The organism is Bifidobacterium olomucense, from assembly GCF_012932375.1.
GTDB classification, from domain to species: Bacteria; Actinomycetota; Actinomycetes; order Actinomycetales; family Bifidobacteriaceae; genus Bifidobacterium; species Bifidobacterium olomucense.
This window is the reverse complement of the sequence record NZ_JAAIIG010000003.1, coordinates 208,681-229,193: the sequence shown is the minus strand read 5'-3', so window position 1 is coordinate 229,193 and position 20,513 is coordinate 208,681. Positions and strand designations below refer to the sequence as shown.

General features: G+C 56.5%; 17 protein-coding genes. 13 read left to right on the top strand and 4 right to left on the bottom strand.

All coding sequences use genetic code 11. The features are described from left to right. Positions 1-9: 9 nt before the first annotated feature. The 11 genes from G1C97_RS04750 to G1C97_RS04700 all read left to right on the top strand — a co-directional run bounded on the left by G1C97_RS04750 (position 10) and on the right by G1C97_RS04700 (position 11,529). Positions 10-981, top strand: coding sequence for a shikimate dehydrogenase family protein (locus G1C97_RS04750; RefSeq protein ID WP_169240902.1), 972 nt, complete (start codon positions 10-12; stop codon positions 979-981). Positions 982-1,022: 41 nt separating this feature from the next. Beyond that, positions 1,023-1,970: an RNase adapter RapZ gene (gene rapZ, locus G1C97_RS04745; RefSeq protein WP_417852206.1), complete on the top strand. Its 948-nt coding sequence runs from the start codon at positions 1,023-1,025 to the stop codon at positions 1,968-1,970. A gap of 167 nt (positions 1,971-2,137) precedes the next feature. Further along, positions 2,138-3,088: a DNA-binding protein WhiA gene (whiA, locus tag G1C97_RS04740; protein ID WP_169240769.1), complete on the top strand. Its 951-nt coding sequence runs from the start codon at positions 2,138-2,140 to the stop codon at positions 3,086-3,088. Positions 3,089-3,290: 202 nt separating this feature from the next. Then, complete coding sequence (locus G1C97_RS04735) at positions 3,291-4,496, top strand: phosphoglycerate kinase (protein ID WP_169240768.1); 1,206 nt, start codon at positions 3,291-3,293, stop codon at positions 4,494-4,496. Between the two features lie 146 nt (positions 4,497-4,642). Beyond that, complete coding sequence (tpiA, locus tag G1C97_RS04730) at positions 4,643-5,443, top strand: triose-phosphate isomerase (protein ID WP_169240767.1); 801 nt, start codon at positions 4,643-4,645, stop codon at positions 5,441-5,443. 67 nt (positions 5,444-5,510) lie between these two features. Continuing rightward, the gene (gene secG / locus G1C97_RS04725; RefSeq protein ID WP_100495820.1) at positions 5,511-5,759 is read left to right on the top strand and encodes a preprotein translocase subunit SecG; all 249 of its coding nucleotides are present in this window, start codon (positions 5,511-5,513) and stop codon (positions 5,757-5,759) included. Between the two features lie 168 nt (positions 5,760-5,927). Then, positions 5,928-6,878, top strand: coding sequence for an L-lactate dehydrogenase (locus tag G1C97_RS04720; RefSeq protein ID WP_169240766.1), 951 nt, complete (start codon positions 5,928-5,930; stop codon positions 6,876-6,878). A gap of 83 nt (positions 6,879-6,961) precedes the next feature. Further along, positions 6,962-7,786: an HAD family hydrolase gene (locus G1C97_RS04715; RefSeq protein ID WP_169240901.1), complete on the top strand. Its 825-nt coding sequence runs from the start codon at positions 6,962-6,964 to the stop codon at positions 7,784-7,786. A 5-nt stretch (positions 7,787-7,791) separates the two neighbouring features. Beyond that, positions 7,792-8,862 (top strand): ADP-ribosylglycohydrolase family protein, encoded by a 1,071-nt coding sequence (locus G1C97_RS04710; protein WP_205832525.1) that lies wholly within the window; start codon positions 7,792-7,794, stop codon positions 8,860-8,862. Continuing rightward, positions 8,852-9,808 carry a PfkB family carbohydrate kinase gene (locus tag G1C97_RS04705; RefSeq protein WP_169240765.1) on the top strand — a complete coding sequence of 319 codons (957 nt, stop codon included), beginning with the start codon at positions 8,852-8,854 and terminating at the stop codon, positions 9,806-9,808. Before G1C97_RS04710 ends, G1C97_RS04705 begins: the two co-directional genes overlap by 11 nt. A 107-nt stretch (positions 9,809-9,915) precedes the next feature. Beyond that, entirely contained in the window at positions 9,916-11,529 is a 1,614-nt protein-coding gene (locus tag G1C97_RS04700) for an aminotransferase class I/II-fold pyridoxal phosphate-dependent enzyme (protein ID WP_169240764.1), read from the top strand. A gap of 170 nt (positions 11,530-11,699) precedes the next feature. Here the strand turns inward: G1C97_RS04700 and G1C97_RS04695 are convergent, their stop codons facing one another. Continuing rightward, positions 11,700-12,815, bottom strand: coding sequence for a 5-methyltetrahydropteroyltriglutamate--homocysteine S-methyltransferase (locus G1C97_RS04695; protein ID WP_169240763.1), 1,116 nt, complete (start codon positions 12,813-12,815; stop codon positions 11,700-11,702). A gap of 348 nt (positions 12,816-13,163) precedes the next feature. Here G1C97_RS04695 and G1C97_RS04690 point away from each other — a divergent pair, with 348 nt between their 5' ends. Continuing rightward, complete coding sequence (locus G1C97_RS04690) at positions 13,164-13,925, top strand: carboxymuconolactone decarboxylase family protein (RefSeq protein ID WP_169240762.1); 762 nt, start codon at positions 13,164-13,166, stop codon at positions 13,923-13,925. Positions 13,926-13,985: 60 nt separating this feature from the next. On the opposite strand, the gene brnQ is transcribed toward G1C97_RS04690, so the two are convergent. Continuing rightward, a complete protein-coding gene (gene brnQ, locus G1C97_RS04685) occupies positions 13,986-15,365 on the bottom strand; it encodes a branched-chain amino acid transport system II carrier protein (RefSeq protein ID WP_240951008.1) in 1,380 nt (459 codons plus the stop codon). Positions 15,366-15,595: 230 nt separating this feature from the next. Between brnQ and G1C97_RS04680 the strand changes: the two genes are divergently transcribed. After that, positions 15,596-16,759, top strand: coding sequence for a pyridoxal phosphate-dependent aminotransferase (locus tag G1C97_RS04680; RefSeq protein WP_169240761.1), 1,164 nt, complete (start codon positions 15,596-15,598; stop codon positions 16,757-16,759). 174 nt (positions 16,760-16,933) lie between these two features. Here the strand turns inward: G1C97_RS04680 and tal are convergent, their stop codons facing one another. Together tal and tkt are read right to left on the bottom strand one after the other, a co-directional pair. Continuing rightward, positions 16,934-18,037, bottom strand: coding sequence for a transaldolase (gene tal, locus G1C97_RS04675; RefSeq protein ID WP_100493989.1), 1,104 nt, complete (start codon positions 18,035-18,037; stop codon positions 16,934-16,936). 79 nt (positions 18,038-18,116) lie between these two features. Beyond that, positions 18,117-20,219: a transketolase gene (gene tkt, locus G1C97_RS04670; protein WP_169240760.1), complete on the bottom strand. Its 2,103-nt coding sequence runs from the start codon at positions 20,217-20,219 to the stop codon at positions 18,117-18,119. Positions 20,220-20,513: the final 294 nt, after the last annotated feature.

The window sequence follows — 20,513 nt, the reverse complement described above, 5'->3', positions numbered from 1 at the left end:
GGAGAGGAAATGGCCAATCATCATTGCGCGGTGCTCGGCAAGCCCATCGCACATTCGCTTTCCCCCGTACTGCATAACGCCGCCTATCGAGCGCTCGGTCTCTCAGAATGGCATTATGACAAGCATGAAGTAGGAGAAGACGAGCTCGATGCTTTCCTGAAAGGACTCGACCCTTCTTGGGCCGGTCTGAGCCTCACCATGCCATTGAAGAAAACCATCCAACCGTATGGCGTCCCTTCGAATCTATGGGCAAAAGAGCTTCACATTGCCAACACCGCAGTGTTTGATTGGTCGAAAGCAACCTATGATGATCAGGAATGGCCCCATGGCAAACCCGGTATTCGGCTGTACAATACGGATGTTATCGGTATCCAATTGGCTTTTGACAATGCCAATCGTGAATTCGGCGAACACCATAAGCCAGACCGTAGTCTGAACGCGCTGATTATCGGCAACGGCAATACCGCCACCTCAGCTGCGGCGGCCTGCGCGATGATGCCGGAAATCGGACATGTCACCATAGCGGCACGGCATCCCGGGAAAAACCCCGGCTTGAATGACGTGCTCGGCAAATTCATCAAAACCAGCCATCCCTATGACGAAATCAGCTTAGATGATGTTGCAGCGCTTACAACCGCTGCAAGCCAGGCTGAATACGCCATCAATACGATTCCTGACCATGCCGCCGATGGTGTGGCTGAAATGCTGGTTGACGGCATGGCATCCGTGCATGGTTCGCTGCTGGACGTCGTATATGATCCGCGTCCCACCAAACTCATGAAAGCGTGGAGAAACCGCGGTGGGCGCGCCATCGGAGGCGAGGAGATGCTGTTGTATCAGGCTTTGGTGCAGGTATTGCTCATGACCGGTATTTGGGATACAGATCCGCCCAGTGACGCTGATCAGCGGTTGCAAGACACGACCACCGAAGACGATCATCTGGAGATAGCCATGCGCAAAGCTCTTGAGGAGGCTCTGTGATGAACGAATCTGCATCTGTGCGTACGGCGTCATCGTCGAGCGTGCCACCGAAAGGGGAGACTCAAGCGGAATCTCGGTATGCGGTTTCCACGCCGGCGAAGCAAACGTCTCCAGCCGCCGATTTTGAGGTGCTGCTTATCACCGGTATGTCTGGGGCCGGCCGTTCCCACGCCGCCGATTGTGTGGAAGATATGGGCTGGTATGTGGTGGATAATCTGCCGCCCCGGTTGCTCATCCCATTGGTCGATATGATGACCACCTCGGGAGCCAATGGAGGCGTCCATAAGCTCGCTGCGGTGATTGATGTACGCTCCAGTTATTTCGATGATCTGGTGGCGGTGCTGAGCCATCTCGATGATCTCGGAGTGAAAACCCGCATACTGTTCCTTGATGCAAGTGACGATGTACTGATCAAACGATATGAATCTGTTCGCAGGCCGCATCCGTTGCAGCATGGGAATCGTTTGATCGATGGCATTCTTGAGGAACGCCAGCTGCTGAACAATCTTAAAGAACGTGCCGATTGGGTTATTGATACCAGTAATCTGAGTATTCATCAGCTTTCCACGAAGCTTTATGATGCAATGCTCGGATCCGGTCCCGCTACCGTTTCCGTACATATATTCAGCTTCGGGTTCAAATACGGTATGCCCATTGATGCTGATTTCGTGGCTGATGTGCGATTCCTGCCCAATCCGTTCTGGGTGCCTGAATTGCGCGAGCTGAATGGTCTGGACAAGCCGGTGTCGGATTATGTACTCTCCAGCAAGGGTGCCGTGGAATTCCTTGATGCCTATGAGAAGGCAATCGAAACGGCTCTGGAAGGGTACGCCCAGGAAGACAAGCACTATGTGACTATTGCCATAGGTTGTACGGGTGGCCAGCATCGTTCGGTGGCGATGAGCGAGGAGTTGGCCCGTCGGTTGCGTCTGCATGGATTGAACGTTTCCGTTTCCGCAAGGGAACTGCATAAACGTCATTTGTTATAGCAATTGATCAGATTGCTCACAGTGCGAGAAAACAGAGCCCGAATTATATGTCAAACGGGTTTAGTTGTCCACGAGATTAGGTATCACAGTAAGCCGATGGCTTCCGACTGCAACAAAGCCGAGGCGCTTGATGCATTGAGAAGAACGGGACTGTAGGAGGTTGGATCTTGGCTCTTCTGGACGATGTCAAAAGCGAATTGGCCGCTTTTGAAGGCGATTCACCGGCGGCTATCAAAGCGCAAGCCGCTGCGATGATTCGTTTTGGCGGCGGATTGCGTCCCGTACAGAACGCTTATGTTATTCAGGCTGTATTCACTTCGCTTGATGCGGCCGAGTGGTTGCGCAACACCTTGCGCAACGTATTCGGGCATGAGGCCGAGATCAATCATCTCACGCGCCAGACGCAGAACGGTCCTGTGGAAACGTATGTGGTGCTGGTTACGCGCAATGTAGTGGCTCTTGCCCTGCAGACTGGCTTGGTTGATCGCCGCAAGCAGCAGGTTCACGGCTTGCCGACCGAAGTGGTCAATGGTTCCATCGCTCAGATCAAGGCGGCATGGCGCGGAGCCTTCATGGCGCGTGGATTCCTTTCTGACCCCGGCAAGGCGAGCTTCTTGGAGATTGCCTGCCCGTCCGAGGAAGCCGCCATGGCATTGTGCGGCGTGGCTCGCCGTCTTGGCATTCAGGCGAAACACCGCACGTTGCGCAGCTCCGAGCGAGTCACGCTGAAGGACCCGGACGCCATTGAACGCATGCTCAAGCTTATGGGGGCCTCCCGTTCGGCTCGTGAGTGGACCGGCAAACGCTCCGATGGCGAAACCCGTGGCAAGGCGAATCGTCTGGCCAACTTCGACGACGCCAATATGCGTCGTTCCGCAAAAGCCGCTGCCGAGGCTAGCGAGAAGGTGCAGCACGCCTTTGAAGTATTGGGGGATAACATTCCTGACAACCTGCGTCAGGCTGGTCAGCTGCGCATCGATCATGTAGACAAGAGCCTTGAAGAGCTTGGCAAGATCGCCGAACCGCAAATCACCAAAGATGCAATCGCCGGTCGCATTCGTCGTCTGCTGCAGCTTGCGGAAAAGACCGAAAAGGCCCGTGCCGCCGAAGGCAAGTGAAACATGTGCATGCGTCCATCTATCTAGGTAGGTGACGATGCGCGTAAGGGTCTATGTATCGTGAACATCGCCGGATTCAGTCGTCAGGATTGAATCCGGTGTTTTGTTTGAACGGGTGCACGGTTTTGTTCTCAAATGCCTGTAATATGCAAAGTGGCAAAACTGGCCACTTTGACGTGAAATCCGTCAAGGAAAGGATATTATGAAGACACTCAAGGATCTCGGAGATCTCAAGGGCAAGCGCGTTCTCGTCCGCGCCGATTTCAACGTCCCGCTGGACGGCACCACCATCACTGATGACGGTCGTATCAAGGCCGCCCTGCCGACCATCAAGGCCCTGCGCGAAGAAGGCGCCAAGGTCATTCTGATGGCCCACCTCGGCCGCCCGAAGGGCAAGGTCGTCCCTGAGCTGAGCCTGGCTCCGGTTGCCGCCCGTCTCGGCGAGCTGCTCGGCATCGAGGTTCCGTTGGCATCCGACACCTATGGCGAGGATGCACAGGCCAAGGTTGCCGCCATGAACGACGGCGATGTGGTGCTGCTGCAGAACGTGCGCTTCAACCCGGAGGAGACCTCCAAGGACGCTGAGGTGCGTGCCGCTTACGCCAAGAAGATCGCCGCCCTCGGCGAGGCTTTCGTCTCCGATGGCTTCGGCGTGGTCCACCGTGCTCAGGGCTCCAACTACGATGTGGCCGCCGATCTGCCGGCTGCCGCAGGCCTGCTGGTCGAGAAGGAAGTCAAGGCCCTGTCCAAGGCCACCGAGAACCCGGAGCGTCCGTTCACCGTGGTGCTCGGCGGTTCCAAGGTCTCCGACAAGCTCGGTGTGATCGAGAACCTGCTCGACAAGGCCAACCGTCTGGTCATCGGCGGCGGCATGGTGTTCACCTTCCTCAAGGCCAAGGGCTACGAGGTCGGCACCTCCCTGCTCGAAGAGGATCAGCTCGACAAGGTCAAGGGCTACATCGAGACCGCCGAGAAGAACGGCGTCGAGCTCGTGCTGCCGACCGATATCGTAGTGAACCCCGGCTTCCCGGCCGGCGATACCCCGGTTGCTCCGGAGGTTGTGGCCGCTGACGCCATCCCGTCCGACAAGATGGGTCTGGACATCGGTCCGGAGTCCCAGAAGCTGTTCCACGACAAGATCGTGGACTCCAAGACCGTGGTGTGGAACGGCCCGATGGGCGTGTTCGAGATTCCGGAGTTTGCTGCTGGTACCAAGGCTGTGGCTCAGGGTCTCGTTGACGCCACTGCGGCTGGTGCCTTCACCATCGTGGGCGGCGGCGACTCTGCTTCCGCAGTGCGCAACCTCGGCTTCCCGGAGGATGGCTTCTCTCACATCTCCACCGGTGGTGGCGCTTCCCTCGAATTCCTTGAGGGCAAGGAGCTCCCGGGTCTCAAGGTGCTTGAGTAGTTTGAATACAGCGGCTCCCCTTATCTGAAGGGATACAGATCGCTGGATGGCCGAGGAAAGTCCTGAATATGTTTGGACTTTCCTCGGCCATCTATAGTGCTGGCTTCTTTCGGGAAGGGGAGTTCTGATGTTGAGAGGAGGGGCATATGACAGTCAGGCGCATTCCATTGGTGGCCGGTAATTGGAAAATGAATTTCGATCATCTTGAGGCCACGTATTTCGTGCAAAAGCTGGCATGGCTGTTACGCGACGCGCATTTTGATTTCAAACGCTGTGAGGTCGCGCTATTCCCTTCTTTCACTTCCTTGCGTAGCGTGCAGGTGTTGGTCGAAGCGGACCGGTTGCGCGTGACCTATGGTGCCCAATCGGTATCCGTAACCACTCAAGGTGCTTTCACCGGCGATGTCTCGGCTGATATGATAGCCCACCTCGGGTGCTCTTATGTGATCGTCGGACACTCCGAGCGACGCAAGTATCACCCGGAGGACGATGCCAATATCGTCGATCAAGTGCGCGCGGTGCTTGCCGCCGGGATGCAGCCGATTTTGTGCGTCGGGGAAAGCTTCGAGGAACGTCGGCAGGGGATTGAGCTTGATTTTGCCGTCGGTCAGGTGCGCGATGTTACCCGTGACCTCAGCGATGAGGAAACCTCGAAACTCATCGTGGCGTATGAGCCGGTATGGGCTATCGGCACGGGAATGGTTGCCACTCCTCAGTCTGCACAGGAGGCATCCTGCGCCATTCGAGAGGATTTGCGAGAAACCTTCGGCGCTGATGTCGCCGATGCCGTTCGTATCCTGTATGGAGGGTCGGTGACCTCCAAGAACGCGGCGGAGCTTATTTCTCAGCCTGATGTGGATGGGTTCCTTATCGGAGGGGCCGCTCTGGACGTTGATGAATTGGCGAAAATCGCTCGTCTGGTATCGAAATCCACGCAAGGGCGATAACAATACGACGTTTCTCCCACGTATGCGCTAAGCTAATGCATTGGTTTTATTGATTCGGAGGTACCCTGTGACCGCTCTTAAGATTGCGCTGCAGATCATCGTAGTGCTGCTCAGCTTCATCCTGACGTTGCTCATCCTTATGCATAAGGGCAAGGGCGGTGGCCTTTCCGATATGTTCGGTGGCGGCCTTACTCAGAATGCCGGTACCTCTGGCGTCGCAGAAAAGAACCTGAATCGTTGGACCGTCATCATCGCCCTGTTGTGGGTGGCCTTGATTATCGGTCTGGATATGATGACTAAATTCAATATTGGCTGATTCCCGTGCAGTCAATGCCTAGAGGCTTTATTAAGCTGCGGCCCGCAACTGTTGCTTTCGGTTGCGGGCCGCAGCTTTTTTGATGTCATGGTGCTTGCCGGCTGTCAAGCACCATGCTGGCCGGTACTATTGTGTCAGGCTGAAGCAGTGTTCAGGAAGGAGCATGAGATGGTTACTATGAACAGGAACCGTGTCGTTATCGTCGGCACCGGGCAGGTGGGAGCCACCGCGGCATTCGGCATTGTTACACATGGATTATGCAATGAATTAGTGCTCATTGATCATTTCGGCGCAAAGGCACTGGGAGAGGCTCATGATTTGGACGATGGCAGCGAGTTCCAGGATCGCCATGTGAAGGTACGCACTGGTGATTATTCGGATTGCAAGGATGCGGACATCGTGGTCATCACCGTAGGCCGTAAGCCACCGGCCAATTCCACACGACTTGCCGAGCTGGGCTTTACGGTCGGTTTGGTCGGAGAAGTGGTGGCCAATGTTATGGCTTCCGGATTCAACGGTGTCATTGTTATGGTGTCCAATCCGGTGGATGTGATGGCATGGTACGCATGGAAAAGGTCCGGTCTTCCGCGTACGCAGGTGCTCGGCACCGGCACCGCGCTTGATACTTCACGGCTGAAAACCATTATTGGAGAGGAGACGGGCTTGGATCCGCGCAACGTGGGCGGCTTCGTCATGGGAGAGCATGGCGATTCGCAATTCGCCGCATGGTCCACCGTCTCGCTTGGCGGCAAACCATTCGCCCGATTCCTTGCTGATAATCAGGATCGTTTCGCCTCGGTATCCACCGCTGAGATTGAGGCAAAGACGAGAATGCGAGGCAATGAGATCGTCGCGGCCAAGGGAGGGACCAACTTTGGCATCGCCTCTACCGTGGCCGGAATCGTGCAGACCATCTTGTGGGATGAACGGCGTATCGTACCTGTCTCCACATTGCTCGATGGCGAATATGGCGAGCATGATGTATTCCTGGGAGTGCCCACTGAACTGCGTGCCAATGGTGCCAATGAGATTGTGGAGCTTGAACTCACTGAAGAAGAGCACGCCAAGCTCCATCATTCTGCAGAACTCGTTCGTTCGTATTGCCAAGGACTGTTGTGATGACGATTCATGATGATGTTCGGACAGTTACCGCGCATAATCCAGTCCGCAATACTTCTTGTGGGCCCGATCCTTTGGCTAATATGTTGCCGTCACTGATTGTTGCTGATCTTGATGGCACATTGCTTCATGACGCCGAGGTATTTGAGGATCGCGACATCAGCGAGCGTAGCATTCGCGCTATTGAACGTGCGCATGACGCGGGCTCTCGATTCGTCATTGCCACTGCACGTCCAGTCAGCACTGGATTGAGATTCGCCGAGCAACTGCCGGTTGATGCCGTGATCTATCTGAATGGTGCACTCATTGATTTTGACCCGGCCCATTCCAACTTCGACACGCTCACCTCTGGAGCGGTTCCAAATGACGGAAGCCTGATCAAAATCGGGTTCCCTTCGCGCCGTGCGTGTGAAGTCTGTCTTGATTTGTTGAGTGCCATTCCGGAGCTGAGAATCGGCATCGTAATGGACGACGTACGATACACCAATTTTGACGTTAGCGTTTATTGGAAAACACAGACTTTTCGATACACCGACTTTCATGATGTGCCTGATGGCGTGGCTGATAAAATTACGATTTTCCCCGAACCTGATCAATGGGATATGTTGCGCCCGCTCATACCGGACGATTTTGAGATTTCGGTGAGCGAAGGCGTCATGTGGATGCTTATGAATCCCGAAGCCAACAAGCAACATGCCATGCGACTTGTCTGTGATCGTTTCGATATACCTGTCGAACAGACAGTCGCATTCGGCGATGATCTCATTGACATAACTATGATGCAGACGGCCGGTAGGGGAATAGCTGTATCCAACGCCAATCCGGCGGTACTTGCTATCGCCGACGAAATCTGTTCGCCTAATAACGAAGACGGCGTGGCCCAATGGATCGAATCCCGACTACAGTAGGAAACATGGTGATTGGTTCCATGCATGATCATGCCATGGGGGCGTTGCTGGGCCTCGCTATCGGCGATGCGCTCGGCATGCCCACACAGAGCATGTCCCCGGAGACAATTCGTGCGGAATATGGCAATGCTCCTATTCGCACTTTCATAGAGGCATCCGCCCGGCAACCCATTGCGGCGAACATGCAGGCCGGAAGCGTTACCGACGATACCGAGCAGGCGTTGTTGCTGGCCAATCAGCTCATTGACGGCAACGGTGAACTTGATATTCGTCAGTATGCTTGTGCATTGCTGAATTGGGAAGCGGATATGAAAGCCAAGGGTTCGCTGGACTTGCTGGGCCCCTCTACCAAACGGGCTCTTGAACAGTTCCAAGCCGGTGTCGCCGTAGAGCAAACCGGTATTCTCGGCACTACCAACGGTGGTGCTATGCGTGCATGCCCCATTGGCATTGCCAATAGACCCGGCCCGCATCTGGCGGAAATCGCGCGGCGATCCTCTATCGTGACACATAACACCAGACAAGGGCTTGAGTCCACCATGCTGGTCGCTGCGGCTGTAAGCTACGGCATCAATGGGGCGGCTCCGGTGGAAGCTTTGCTTCTGGCCTGCAATTTTGTGACTGCATACTTAGCTATGAGACAGTTCGAGGGGCTTGATACAGGTCATTGGTCCGCAAAAGCATCGGTGATTGCTCGTGCGCGGTGGGCCATCAATTGGGCGCGAGATCATATAGGCGATAACGCCGCTGACCTCTACGATCATGATATGTTCGCCCAGCATTTGCGTGACCTAATCGGTACCAGCGTAGAGGCCAATGAATCCGTTCCCGCAGCATGTGCAATTATTGCCCGATATGCTGAGCGTCCGTATGATGCTCTAGTTGTGGCAGCCAACTTAGGTGGGGACACTGACACCATTGCGGCTATCAGCGGTGCAATTCTTGGCGCGTGCCATGGAGCTAGCGCTTTACCCGCTGATTTGGCTCGTGCGGTGGAAGAAGTGAACGGTCTGGATCTTGCCGCCGTGGCCGAACGACTGCTGGATCTGTCCGAAAGGGATAAATATGAGCAGTGACAATCCCGCCGCGGGACGAGTTATCAGTCTAGGCCAGATGCTTGTTGACCTGACCATGCGTATCGATCGCGTGCCGGAGCCTGGAGGTGACGCCTTCGCTGATGAAGCCGTGGCCCGAGTAGGATCCAGTTTCAATATCCTGCATGCTGTGCGCCAAATGGGCGTCGCGGCGGCGCACGGCGGTATCATCGGTACTGGTCCATGGGCTACGCAGATTCGGGATGCATTGGTCGACGACGGTATCGCCCATATCGGACTCACTGATTCAACTCGTGATTCCGGTATCTGCATGGCCATGACCGATGCGCGTGCCGAACGCACGTTCGTAACAGTGCGAGGCGCTGAGACCCAGGGTGATGAACGCTGCTTCAATGGCATCAAGCCAACCGATGCAGACATCGTTCATATTAACGGCTACACGTTTGCGCATCCCACCTCGCGAGGATTGCTCGCTTTCCTCGAACGGTATACTTTCCATCGCTTCACCACCGTATTTGATCCATCCTCGGTGGCAGCGGGGGCGGAAGACCGGCTGTTGAATGCCATTATTGCCCACCGGCCTATATGGTCCTGCAACTATGAGGAAGGGCTGGCGCTGGGACGTCGTCTGGGATTGTCCGGCGCGATTGCGCGAGATGCAGAAACCGTTTGTACTGCGCTCAGTGAGCGATTGGACTCTCCCGTGATTCTTCGTGCTGGAGCTTCGGGTGCATGGCTGAGTGCCGCAGCGGGGGAGCGCGCGCGATTGGTACCGTCCCATCATGTGCATGCCGTCGATACTAACGGAGCGGGCGATTGCCATGTAGGGGTGATGAGCGCAGAACTCATTCGCGGCGCTTCGCTCTATGAAGCGGTACGTATAGCCAACGTTGCTGCTGCAATTTCCGTTACACGATCCGGACCTGCGACTTGTCCCTCGCGGCAAGAAATTGAACCTTTCATGTGACGAAGTCATGTGCGTTTACACGCTCGTTATTGAACTTATATTGAACTAGGCGTATGCTTTGAACCGAAGTTCAACGCAGGGAATTGAACTTCGGTTGGAGGCATAATATGAGCGCATCAGTATTCGCGGAGCGGCTGCGTAATGCAATGAACAGTCGGGGGCTGAAGCAAGTTGATCTTGTTCGCGCGGCTGAGCATAGCGGCGTGAAAATGGGGAAAAGTCACATCAGCCAATATGTATCCGGCAAAACCGTACCGCGCGAGGATGTGCTTTTGTTTCTTGCCGGGGAATTAGATGTAGACGCGAGCTGGCTGCGTGGCGAGGAATCTTCTCCTCGATTGCTGCAGGATGCGCCACTTGTTGGGCGTGACAACGATGTCACCACTAATCATGACAACGATATCATCACAACAAACAACAATACAGGAACCGAGGCGTTGAAATTGAACCATAATGAACTTTCTGATACTCGCCCTTTGGAAACAGAAATCCCTTCAAGTCGCCGCCGTACATTCGGCAAGTCACACAAGCTTGACAATGTTTTGTATGATGTGCGTGGTCCGGTGGTGGACGAGGCGGCCCGTATGGAGGCGGACGGCACACACATTCTGAAATTGAACATCGGCAACCCTGCGCCGTTCGGTTTCCGCACACCGGATGAAGTCGTTTACGATATGGCGCATCAGTTGACTGACACTGAAGGATATTCGCCGTCCAAGGGATTGTTCTCCGCGCGCAAGGCCATCATGCAGTATGCGCAGCTCAAGAATCTGCCGAATGTCACCATCGACGACATCTACACAGGCAACGGTGTCAGTGAGCTCATTAACCTGTGTATGTCTGCGCTGCTGGATGACGGCGATGAAGTGCTCATTCCCAGCCCCGACTATCCGCTATGGACTGCCTGTGTGAATCTGGCCGGCGGCACTGCCGTACATTACGTGTGTGATGAGCAGTCCGAATGGTATCCGGATCTTGACGACATTCGTGCCAAGATCACCGACCGTACGGTCGCCATCGTGCTCATCAACCCAAACAACCCTACCGGCGCGCTTTACCCGAAGGAAGTGCTGCAGGAGATCGTGGACATCGCACGCGAACACCAGCTCATGATTTTCTCTGACGAGATCTACGATCGTCTGGTCATGGATGGGCTCACACATACGTCCATTGCGTCGCTGGCTCCTGATCTGTTCTGCGTGACGTTCTCCGGACTGTCCAAATCGCATATGATCGCCGGCTACCGTGTGGGCTGGATGGTGCTTTCCGGCAACAAGCGCATCGCCAAGGACTATATCGAAGGCCTCAACATGTTGGCGAATATGCGTATCTGTTCGAATGTGCCTGCGCAGTCCATCGTGCAGACGGCACTCGGCGGCCATCAGTCCGTCAACGACTACATCGTGCCCGGAGGACGTCTATACGAGCAGCGCGAATACATTTACAACGCCATCAACTCGATTCCGGGGCTCACTGCCGTTAAGCCGAAAGCCGCTTTCTACATCTTCCCGAAGATCGACGTGAAAAAGTTCAATATCCGCGATGACGAGCAGTTCGCCCTTGACCTGCTCCATGATGAGCGTATCCTTATCACCCGCGGTGGAGGCTTCAACTGGGGCGAGCCGGATCACTTCCGTATCGTCTACCTGCCCCGTATCGAGGTGCTTAAGGACGCCACCGACAAGATTGCGAACTTCTTTAGCTATTACTGGCAAGCGTGAGATGGGTTTGGCTCTCCTCACCGAGGGGAGCCAAACCTAACCTGCAGTTGTTAATTGTCCGTTTAACGGCTCGGTCCAGCAACTGAAGACCCGCTCTCAGCGGGACTCATCATCACCTCGCAGCTGTCGCTGCTCGGCCTCGCCTACAGACGGTCCACCGGACCGTCTGCTTAACGGCTCGGCCATACCTCATCCGCGATGGAACGTACTAGGGCGATCTTGGCCCATTGCTGGTCTTCGGTCAGGTGATTGCCCTCCTCCGTGGAAGCGAAACCGCACTGCGTGGACAGGCACAGACGCTCCAACGGCACGTACTGCGCAGTCTCGGCGATACGCGCCTTGATGGCTTCAGGATCCTCAAGCTCCGGCTTCTTCGAGGTAATAAGGCCCAACACCACCTTCTTATCCCCGGATACTTTGGCCAATGGCTCGAAATCACCGGAACGGTCATCGTCGAATTCCAGATAGTAAGCAGACACGTTCTCTTCGCCGAAGAGTACATCCGCCACTTGTCCATAACCGCCGGCAGAAAACCACTGCGACTGGTAGTTGCCGCGGCAGATATGCGTGGTGACTACCATGTCCTCTGGCATGGCGGCGATTACCGCGTTGTTCACGGCCGCAAACTGACGTTGCACGGTCTTGGCATCCACGCCGAACACGGTGTCCTTGAAGTCCTCGGACACGAACGCGCCCCATGTGCAGTCATCAAACTGCAGTGTACGGCAACCGGCTGCATACAAGTCATGCGCCACTTGGATGTAGGCGTCAGCGATGGCTTGAGCGAGTGCGTTGTTGTCCGCATACGGGTTCGCAGTATCCTCGGCTATGCCCTGCTGGAGCACGAACAACGTCTGGGCAGGGGATGGCACGGTCTGCTTGGCAATGGTGTTCTCATCCTCCAAGGCCTTGACAAAGCGGTAATGCTCCACAAACGGGTGGTTCGCACCACTGATCTCACCGACCACGCCGGCAGCCTCGACCACGGCGGTGCCGTCCGAACCCTTGAATTGGATGGGCGCGGTGCCACGGCGGACGCCCTGCAGACCCCACATGAAATCAAGATGCCAGTAAGCACGGCGAAACTCGCCGTCCGTGATCACATGCAGGCCGGCGGCCTTCTGCTTGGCCACCAGTTCGGTGATGGCCTTATCCTCGACGGCTTTAAGCGCTGCCGCATCGATACGGCCGGCCTCGAAGTCGGCGCGCGCGGCCTTGAGCTCAGCGGGGCGCAGATAGCTGCCGACCACATCCGCGCGGAACGGGGCGTTATGCTGATAGGTCATGTAATATGCTCCTTTATCTGTGCGCAGCATGCCGTACGCACGATGGTGGCGTGCGATGCAGTATGCCAGCGATTGCGGTATCGGCGTCGGTCGCAGACACGCAATCCTTGCGCGGGGCGAACAAACGCATACGTTGCGTACCTTAGCAGCGCGTCGGGTGACTATTTGCCACCATCTCACTGGATGTAACGGGCCGGTTCCACTGATGAACGTTTGCTTTCGACGATGCTCTTTCCAGACTATGCCCGACGCTTATATCGGACGGTGCGATTCAGGCATTTGACCCGATTCCGCCCGACTCATACGCTGAAACCAGATATCAGGACGGAGGAAAAAGGAGAAACCACCATGTCCGATAATCAAGAACAGGGATCCGAATCGTTGTTCGCTGACACCACGCTCGCGGCCAGCGATCCTGAATTAGTCGAGTTCTTCGGCAATTTCGTCGACGATGAGGTGCGGTACGAGCCGGGCGCAAACCATCCGGATATGGACGAACGGACCCGTTGGATGGCGATTCTCGCTGTACTGGTAGGTTGTCAGGGTCACGAAGCGTTTGCCTTGATGGCACCCAAGGCATTGGACGCCGGTCTGACGTCGGTCCAGCTCAAGGAAATTGTTTATCAGGCTACCGCCTACCTCGGTTTCGGACGAGTACTGCCGTTCGTCGACATCGTCAATCATCTCCTTGCCGATCGTGGAGTGAATCTGCCGTTGGAAAGCCAATCCACCACCACACCAGAGACGCGTGCCGCCGCCGGCGAACAATCGCAAATCGACATCTTTGGCGCGCATATGCGTGGATTCGCGCAGACCGGCCCGGAAGAGACCCGTCACATCAATAAGTGGTTGGTCGATAATTGCTTTGGTGATTACTACACACGCGGAGGGCTCGATGTGCGCCAGCGCGAGATGATTACATTATGCTTCCTCGCCGCACAGGGCGGCTGCGAGCCGCAGTTGACCGCGCATGCCGGTGCAAATCTGCATGTGGGCAATGAACAGCGATTCCTTATCGCTGTTGTTTCCCAGTGCATGCCTTACCTCGGATATCCGCGTACGCTGAACGCCATTCGTTGTATCAACGAGGCCGCAGCCAAAGCTGCGTGAGATTTCAATTATTGAATGTAAATAGAGACGACTCCCCTCGCTGAAAGGGGAGCCGGTACCTTAACAGGACTTCTGTTCACGTTGCGCTCGAAGCGAATCACCGACGCCGATTACCACGCCGATAGCTGCAGGCGTCAGCCATCCGAGTTCTTTACTCTGTAGCGGCAACAGGTCTAATGCGGACTCCAACCATGGCAGAGAACCGCCGAACACAGCGGTCAGCGATGCCGCGCATCCGGCAAATGCTACAAGTCCGACCAGTAGCACGGTCCAGAAATACACGCGTGGGAATCGTGTCGTGAACACCTGATGTGTCAGAGCTAGCAGCACCAGCACGATCGCCATCGGATACAGTGCCGAAAGTACCGGCACGGACACCTTGATGATGAGGCTCAATCCAGCGTTCGATACTACGAAACTGAACATCGTGAATATCAGTTGCCAGGTTCGATAACTCACCGTATGTCCTGCCGCGATGGGGAACTTGGTGTGGAAGTACGTGGCACACGTGCAGATCAGACCCGTACACACGTTGAGACAGGCAATGACGAACACCACGCCCAGAAATGCCGTACCTTCTGCACCAAACACTGACGACGTGAGATTAGTCAAGACGGTCGCGCCCGTATCGCTTTCAGGATCGATGGTTGCGATGGAACCAGATACCACGCCCACATAGCTCAGCACTGCGTAAATAAGAATAAGCAATATGCCGGTGCCTAAGCCAGCGAATGCGGTTTCGCGTTGCACCTGTGGCTCATCCTCAATGCGTAATGCACGAACGTTTGCGGAAATCACGATGCCAAAGTACAAAGCCGCCAGTAAATCCATGGTTTGGTAGCCATCTAAGAATCCGCGCGCCATTTGGTTCGATTGATAATTGCCCGCAGGAGCGACAGCCTGATCAACACCGTGTACCAGACAAGCTACGAACAATACCGCAATAAGGGTCAGCAACAATGGCCCCATGAACCGGCCTAATACCTTGGATAATTTTTCGGGATGCTGGGCAAATATAAACGACGATGCAAAAAACAACAGGGAATAGATGAGCCGGGCGAACCACATGGAGTCATTTGGCGCGAACGGTGCCACCATCATTTCGAATGAGGTGGTGGCTGTGCGCGGAATGGCGAAACAAGGACCAATCGTCAGAATGATGGCGATCCCCAGTAGAAGTGCGAATCTGGGGGAGACGCGGCCTGCTAGCCTATCGAAGCCACCGGCGAAAGTAACGGCCAACACCCCCAAAATCGGCAGACCTACGGCAGAGACGATGAATCCGATGGCGGCTGGGATCGTAGCCGCTCCAGCTTGCGCTCCCACAAATGGGGGGAAGATGAGATTGCCTGCACCGAAAAACATTGAGAAGAATGTGAATGTCATCAACAGACGTTGGTGCACGGTCAAATGCTTAATCGGATTAGGCGAGTTAGACATGGCGCGATCGCTCTTTCATCGTATTGTATGGAATCAGTCGCGAACGTACCAGCTTCAGATGGTTCCGGTCAAGATATTCCGGTTTCCGCGGTCTCTCCGGACTCACGTTGTGGTCATTCCCTGCTTTTGTACAGACATGTGCGCTCATGGAGCATCACCCGCATCTGAAACCTCGTCATGGATACAATGCAAGATGTTGCGTATCTATGAAATGTCAGGAGGGGTTGAGGATGCCTGTTATTTCACGTCGTGCACAAGAAGCGCTGTATCCCAGCGTACGTGAGATGTTCGAATTGGCGGCAGGAATACCGGATGTTATTTCGTTTGCCGTAGGGGAGCCGGGATTCGATACGCCAAGACCGATGATCGATGCAGCGTATCATGCGGCTATTCATGGGGATACGCACTACACTCCCAATCGCGGTACATTGGCGCTGCGCGAAACTTGGTGTCGGTATCGCAACGCTCAAGACGATACCGACTACGATCCGGACGGCGAGATCATCGTGACCGCCGGTGGTATGGAGGCTGTGTACCTGGCCATGATCGCCACATTGGATGCCGGAGACGACATTCTTATTTCTGACCCGGGTTATGCGAACTATTTCGGTCAGGCTCAAATGACACAAGCGAACGTGATTCCGGTGCCGCTGCATGAAGACAATGGATTCCGCATGAGAGCCGTGGATGTGGAGGCGGCGGTTACGCCACGAACCAAGGCATTGCTGCTCAATTCGCCGTCGAATCCCGCTGGAGCCATCATCGGCCCCGATGAACTGGCCGCCATTGCCGACGTGGCGCGCCGACATGATTTGTGGGTGATCAGCGACGAGGTGTATCGGGCGTTCGTATACGATGACCATGTGCAATGTCTGTCCATCTCTACGATGCCGGGAATGAAGGAGCGCACGGTCGTCGTCGACTCGTTCTCCAAGACCTTCGCCATGACCGGTTGGCGTATCGGATGCGCGTTCGGGCCGAAACCCATCATCGATCAGATGACGGTGATGCAAGAGAACGTGGTCTCCTGCGTGCCGGGTGCGCTGCAGCAGGGTGCCGTGGCCGCTCTGGGTGGGTCTGCCGATATTCTGTCCACGATGAAGGCGGCTTACCGGGCAAATCGAGACACGGTGGCGCAAGCGGTGGCCGAAATGCCACTGGTGAACTGCGATGTGCCGGATGGTGCGTTCTACATGCTCATCAATGTGGCGGCCACCGGCATGAACGATCATGATTTCGCCATTCGATTGCTGAATGAAGCCCATGTGGTAGTGACGCCCGCCTCCGGTTTTGGATCGCGCGGACGTGGCTATGTGCGGCTTTCGTACGTCGGCACGGCCGAGGATACAGCCGAGGGACTGCGCCGTATGAAGGCATGGCTGGAAAGGCTATGACCTTTCCCGTCTCTCTATGTTCAGGGGAGTTGATTGCGAGAAGCCCATGTCCAGCAGGGTTTCGCTCGTGAGCAAGCCGGATACGCGAAAAGGGTTCCGACCACAATGGATTATGGTCGGAACCCTTTTCGAAACTCACCGATACGCCGTAAGGCGCATCAGCTCAAATCAGTCTCAGGCGTTCACGCGATCGATGCCGGACTGCACGTCAGCCAGCACGGAATCCCAGGACTTGATGAAGGCGGCGACACCATCGGCCTCCAGCTTGTCGGTGACGTCCTTCAGGTTGATGCCGAGCTCAGCCAGCTTGTTGATGATGGCGTGGGACTCTTCGTAGGTGCCCTCGATGGACGGAGCGCCGTTGCCGTGGTCAGCCAGAGCGTTCAGGGTCTTCTCCGGCATGGTGTTGACGATGTGCGGAGCAACCAGCTCGTCAACGTACTTGCAGTCGGAGTAAGCCGGGTTCTTGGTGCCGGTGGAGGCCCACAGCGGACGCTGAACCTTGGCACCCTTGGCAGCCAGCTCGGCCCAACGCGGATCGGAGGCGAACTTCTTCTCGAACAGCTCGTAGGCCAGACGAGCGTTGGCCACAGCGGCCTTGCCCTCCAGAGCCTTGGCCTCGTCGGAGCCGTTGGCTTCCAGCAGCTTGTCCACAGCGGTGTCCACGCGGGAGACGAAGAAGGAAGCGACGGAGCCGATGTGCTTCAGGTCGTGGCCGTTGGCGGCAGCCTGAGCGATGCCCTCGATGTAAGCGTCGATGACCTGCTCGTAACGCTCGAGAGAGAAGATCAGGGTGACGTTCACGGAGATGCCCTTGGCCAGGGTAGCGGTGATGGCCGGCAGGCCTTCGAGGGTTGCCGGGATCTTGATCATGGCGTTCGGACGGTTGACCTTCTCCCACAGCTCGACAGCCTGCTTCTCGGTGGCTTCGGTCTCGTGGGCCAGGCGCGGGTCGACCTCGATGGACACGCGGCCGTCGACGAAGTCGGTCTTCTCGGCGATCTCGCGGAAGATGTCGGTGGCGTTGCGCACATCGGTGGTGGTGAGCTCGCGGACAGCGGTCTCAACGTCGACCTTACCGAGCTCCTTGAGCTGAGCATCGTACGGGCCGACCTGGCTCAGGGCCTTCTGGAAGATGGACGGGTTGGTGGTGACGCCGACCACGTTCTTGTTGGCGATGAGGTCCTGCAGGGAGCCGGACTCGATGCGGGAGCGGGACAGGTCGTCCAGCCAGATGGAAACGCCGTTGTCGGACGTACGCTGAGTTGCTTCAGTCATATTTTTCTCCTTGTTATTGGCTCCCCTCCCTTAAGAGAGGAGCCGAAATATTTATTTGCTCAAACTATTGAGCTTGATATCAGGCGTTGGCCTCGGCAATGGAAGCCTCAGCGGCCTCGACCACGTGCTCGGCGGTGATGCCGAGGTCGATCATGTTCTGAGCGCCGTCACCCTGCAGACCGAACTGCTCGATGGAAACAGGCTTGCCGTAGGAGCCGAGGTACTTGTACCACGGCATGGCAACGCCGGCCTCGACGGAGACACGGGCCTTGACGGAAGCCGGAAGCACGGCCTCCTTGTACTCGGCATCCTGCTCCTCGAACCATTCCATGGACGGGAAGGAGACCACGCGAGCCTTGGTGCCCTTCTCAGCGAGGGTCTTGGCGGCGGCGACAGCCCACTGGACTTCGGAACCGGAAGCCATGATGATGACGTCCGGGGTGCCTTCGGTGTCAACGAGCACGTAAGCGCCCTTCTTGACGCCGTCCTTGGCCTTTGCGGCGGTCTCAGCGAGGACCGGAACGCCCTGACGGGTCAGCACCATGGCACCCGGCAGCGTGTTCTTCTTCTCGAAGAAGTAACGGTAGGCTTCAGCGGTCTCGAAGGCGTCGGCAGGACGGATGACTTCGAGCTGCGGGATGGCGCGGAAGGAAGCGAGGTGCTCAACCGGCTGGTGGGTCGGACCATCTTCGCCGACAGCCACGGAGTCGTGGGTCCAGACGTAGAGGTTCGGGATCTCCATGAGGGCGGCCAGACGGACGGCGGAGCGCTCATAGTCAGAGAACATGAAGAAGGTGCCGCCGAACGGACGGGTGTGGGAGCCCAGCAGGATGCCGTTGGTGATGCAGCCCATGGTGAACTCGCGCACGCCGAAGTGCAGCTGGCGACCAAACTCGTTGCAGTTCGGCCACTGCTTGGTGGCGCACTCGGCAGGAGCGAAGGTGGCAGCGCCCTTCAGATCGGTCTTGTTGGAGCCACCGAGGTCGGCGGAGCCGCCCCAGAGTTCCGGCATGACAGCGGCGATGGCGTTCAGCACGGAGCCGGAGGCGCCACGGGTGGCGACACCCTTGCCGACTTCGAAGGTGGCCTCAAGGTCATCGATGGCCTTGTCGAAGCCTTCCGGCAGCTCGCCGGCCTTGATGCGGTCGTACAGGGCGGCCTTGTCCGGGTTGGCCTTGCGCCAAGCGTCGAACTTCTCGTCCCATGCCTTGTGGGCTTCCAGACCGCGCTCGGCAACCTTGCGAGCGTGAGCCAGAGCCTCTTCGTCGACGTGGAAGGATTCTTCCGGATCGTAGCCGAGAACCTTCTTGAGGCCAGCAACGGCTTCGGCACCGAGCTTGGAGCCATGGGAAGACGGATCGTTGGTCTTGCCCGGGGTCGGCCATGCGATCAAGGAGTGAACCTTGATGAGCTTCGGCTGGTCCGGAGCGGCGGCCTCGGCCTTGGCGATCACGTCGGCCAGGCCTTCGATGTCCTCCTTGTAGGAGCCATCGGGCTGGATGAAGCTGAACTCATCGGTGTACCAGCCGTAGGCCTGGAAGCGCTTCAGGACATCCTCGGCCAGCACCAGGTTGGTGTCGCCTTCGATCTGGATGCGGTTGGCGTCGAAGATCACGGTCAGGTTGCCGAGCTTCTGGTTGGCGGCCAGAGCGGCGGCCTCGCCTGAGATGCCTTCCTCGATATCGCCTTCACCGCAGATGGCCCAGATCTTGTGGTAGAAAGGGGAGTCTTCCTTCGGGGTCTCCGGATCAAGCAGACCGCGCTGGAAACGCTCGCCGTAAGCAAAACCAATGGCGGAGGCGAAGCCCTGACCCAGCGGGCCGGTGGTCATTTCGATACCCGGGGTCAGACCGTACTCAGGATGACCCGGAGTGCGGGTATCGGCACCGCCACGGAAGTGCTTGAGATCATCCAAGGTCACGCCGTAGCCGGAGAAGTACAGCTGAACGTACTGGGTGAGAGAAGCATGGCCGCCGGAAAGAATGAAGCGATCGCGGCCTTCCCAGTTGGGATCGTTAGGATCGTGCTTGATGAAGTGCTGGTACAGGGTGTAGGCGACAGGCGCCAGGGAGATGGGGGAACCGGGGTGGCCGGAACCAGCCTTCTCAACCGCGTCAGCCGAAAGGACCTTTGCCATCGCGATGGCGCGCTCGTCGAGCTCGGTCTCCTTGAATTCGGTCATGGATTTACTTTCCTTCCAATTGGTCGGGCCGCGTATCCGGCTTGTGCCGGGCGCATGACGCCCTCACATTGCGTTTCCCATGTTAACGTCGGAAGAAGACGTTTGTGGTGCATATTTGGCGTGTTTTGGTAAGTTGTGTGCTGTTAGCGTTCACAATTAACATTCATTCGCTGTCGATGAACGTATTAGCACTCGAATCCAATGAGTGCTAATACAATACTCATTAGGCCATTGGTGAGCTTTCGTAAAGCACCTAGCGCACAAAGACACACCGGATGCTGTAATACTGCATGT

Bases quoted from the DNA above. Each gene is read 5' to 3' on its own strand.
- G1C97_RS04690 (WP_169240762.1), top strand. From the start codon at position 13,164: ATGTCCGATAATCAAGAACAGGGATCCGAATCGTTGTTCGCTGACACC.
- G1C97_RS04735 (WP_169240768.1), top strand. From the start codon at position 3,291: ATGAAGACACTCAAGGATCTCGGAGATCTCAAGGGCAAGCGCGTTCTC.
- G1C97_RS04750 (WP_169240902.1), top strand. From the start codon at position 10: ATGGCCAATCATCATTGCGCGGTGCTCGGCAAGCCCATCGCACATTCG.
- G1C97_RS04715 (WP_169240901.1), top strand. From the start codon at position 6,962: ATGTTGCCGTCACTGATTGTTGCTGATCTTGATGGCACATTGCTTCAT.
- G1C97_RS04720 (WP_169240766.1), top strand. From the start codon at position 5,928: ATGGTTACTATGAACAGGAACCGTGTCGTTATCGTCGGCACCGGGCAG.
- tal (WP_100493989.1), bottom strand. From the start codon at position 18,037: ATGACTGAAGCAACTCAGCGTACGTCCGACAACGGCGTTTCCATCTGG.
- G1C97_RS04680 (WP_169240761.1), top strand. From the start codon at position 15,596: ATGCCTGTTATTTCACGTCGTGCACAAGAAGCGCTGTATCCCAGCGTA.
- tkt (WP_169240760.1), bottom strand. From the start codon at position 20,219: ATGACCGAATTCAAGGAGACCGAGCTCGACGAGCGCGCCATCGCGATG.
- G1C97_RS04695 (WP_169240763.1), bottom strand. From the start codon at position 12,815: ATGACCTATCAGCATAACGCCCCGTTCCGCGCGGATGTGGTCGGCAGC.
- tpiA (WP_169240767.1), top strand. From the start codon at position 4,643: ATGACAGTCAGGCGCATTCCATTGGTGGCCGGTAATTGGAAAATGAAT.
- G1C97_RS04700 (WP_169240764.1), top strand. From the start codon at position 9,916: ATGAGCGCATCAGTATTCGCGGAGCGGCTGCGTAATGCAATGAACAGT.
- G1C97_RS04705 (WP_169240765.1), top strand. From the start codon at position 8,852: ATGAGCAGTGACAATCCCGCCGCGGGACGAGTTATCAGTCTAGGCCAG.
- G1C97_RS04710 (WP_205832525.1), top strand. From the start codon at position 7,792: ATGGTGATTGGTTCCATGCATGATCATGCCATGGGGGCGTTGCTGGGC.
- brnQ (WP_240951008.1), bottom strand. From the start codon at position 15,365: ATGTCTAACTCGCCTAATCCGATTAAGCATTTGACCGTGCACCAACGT.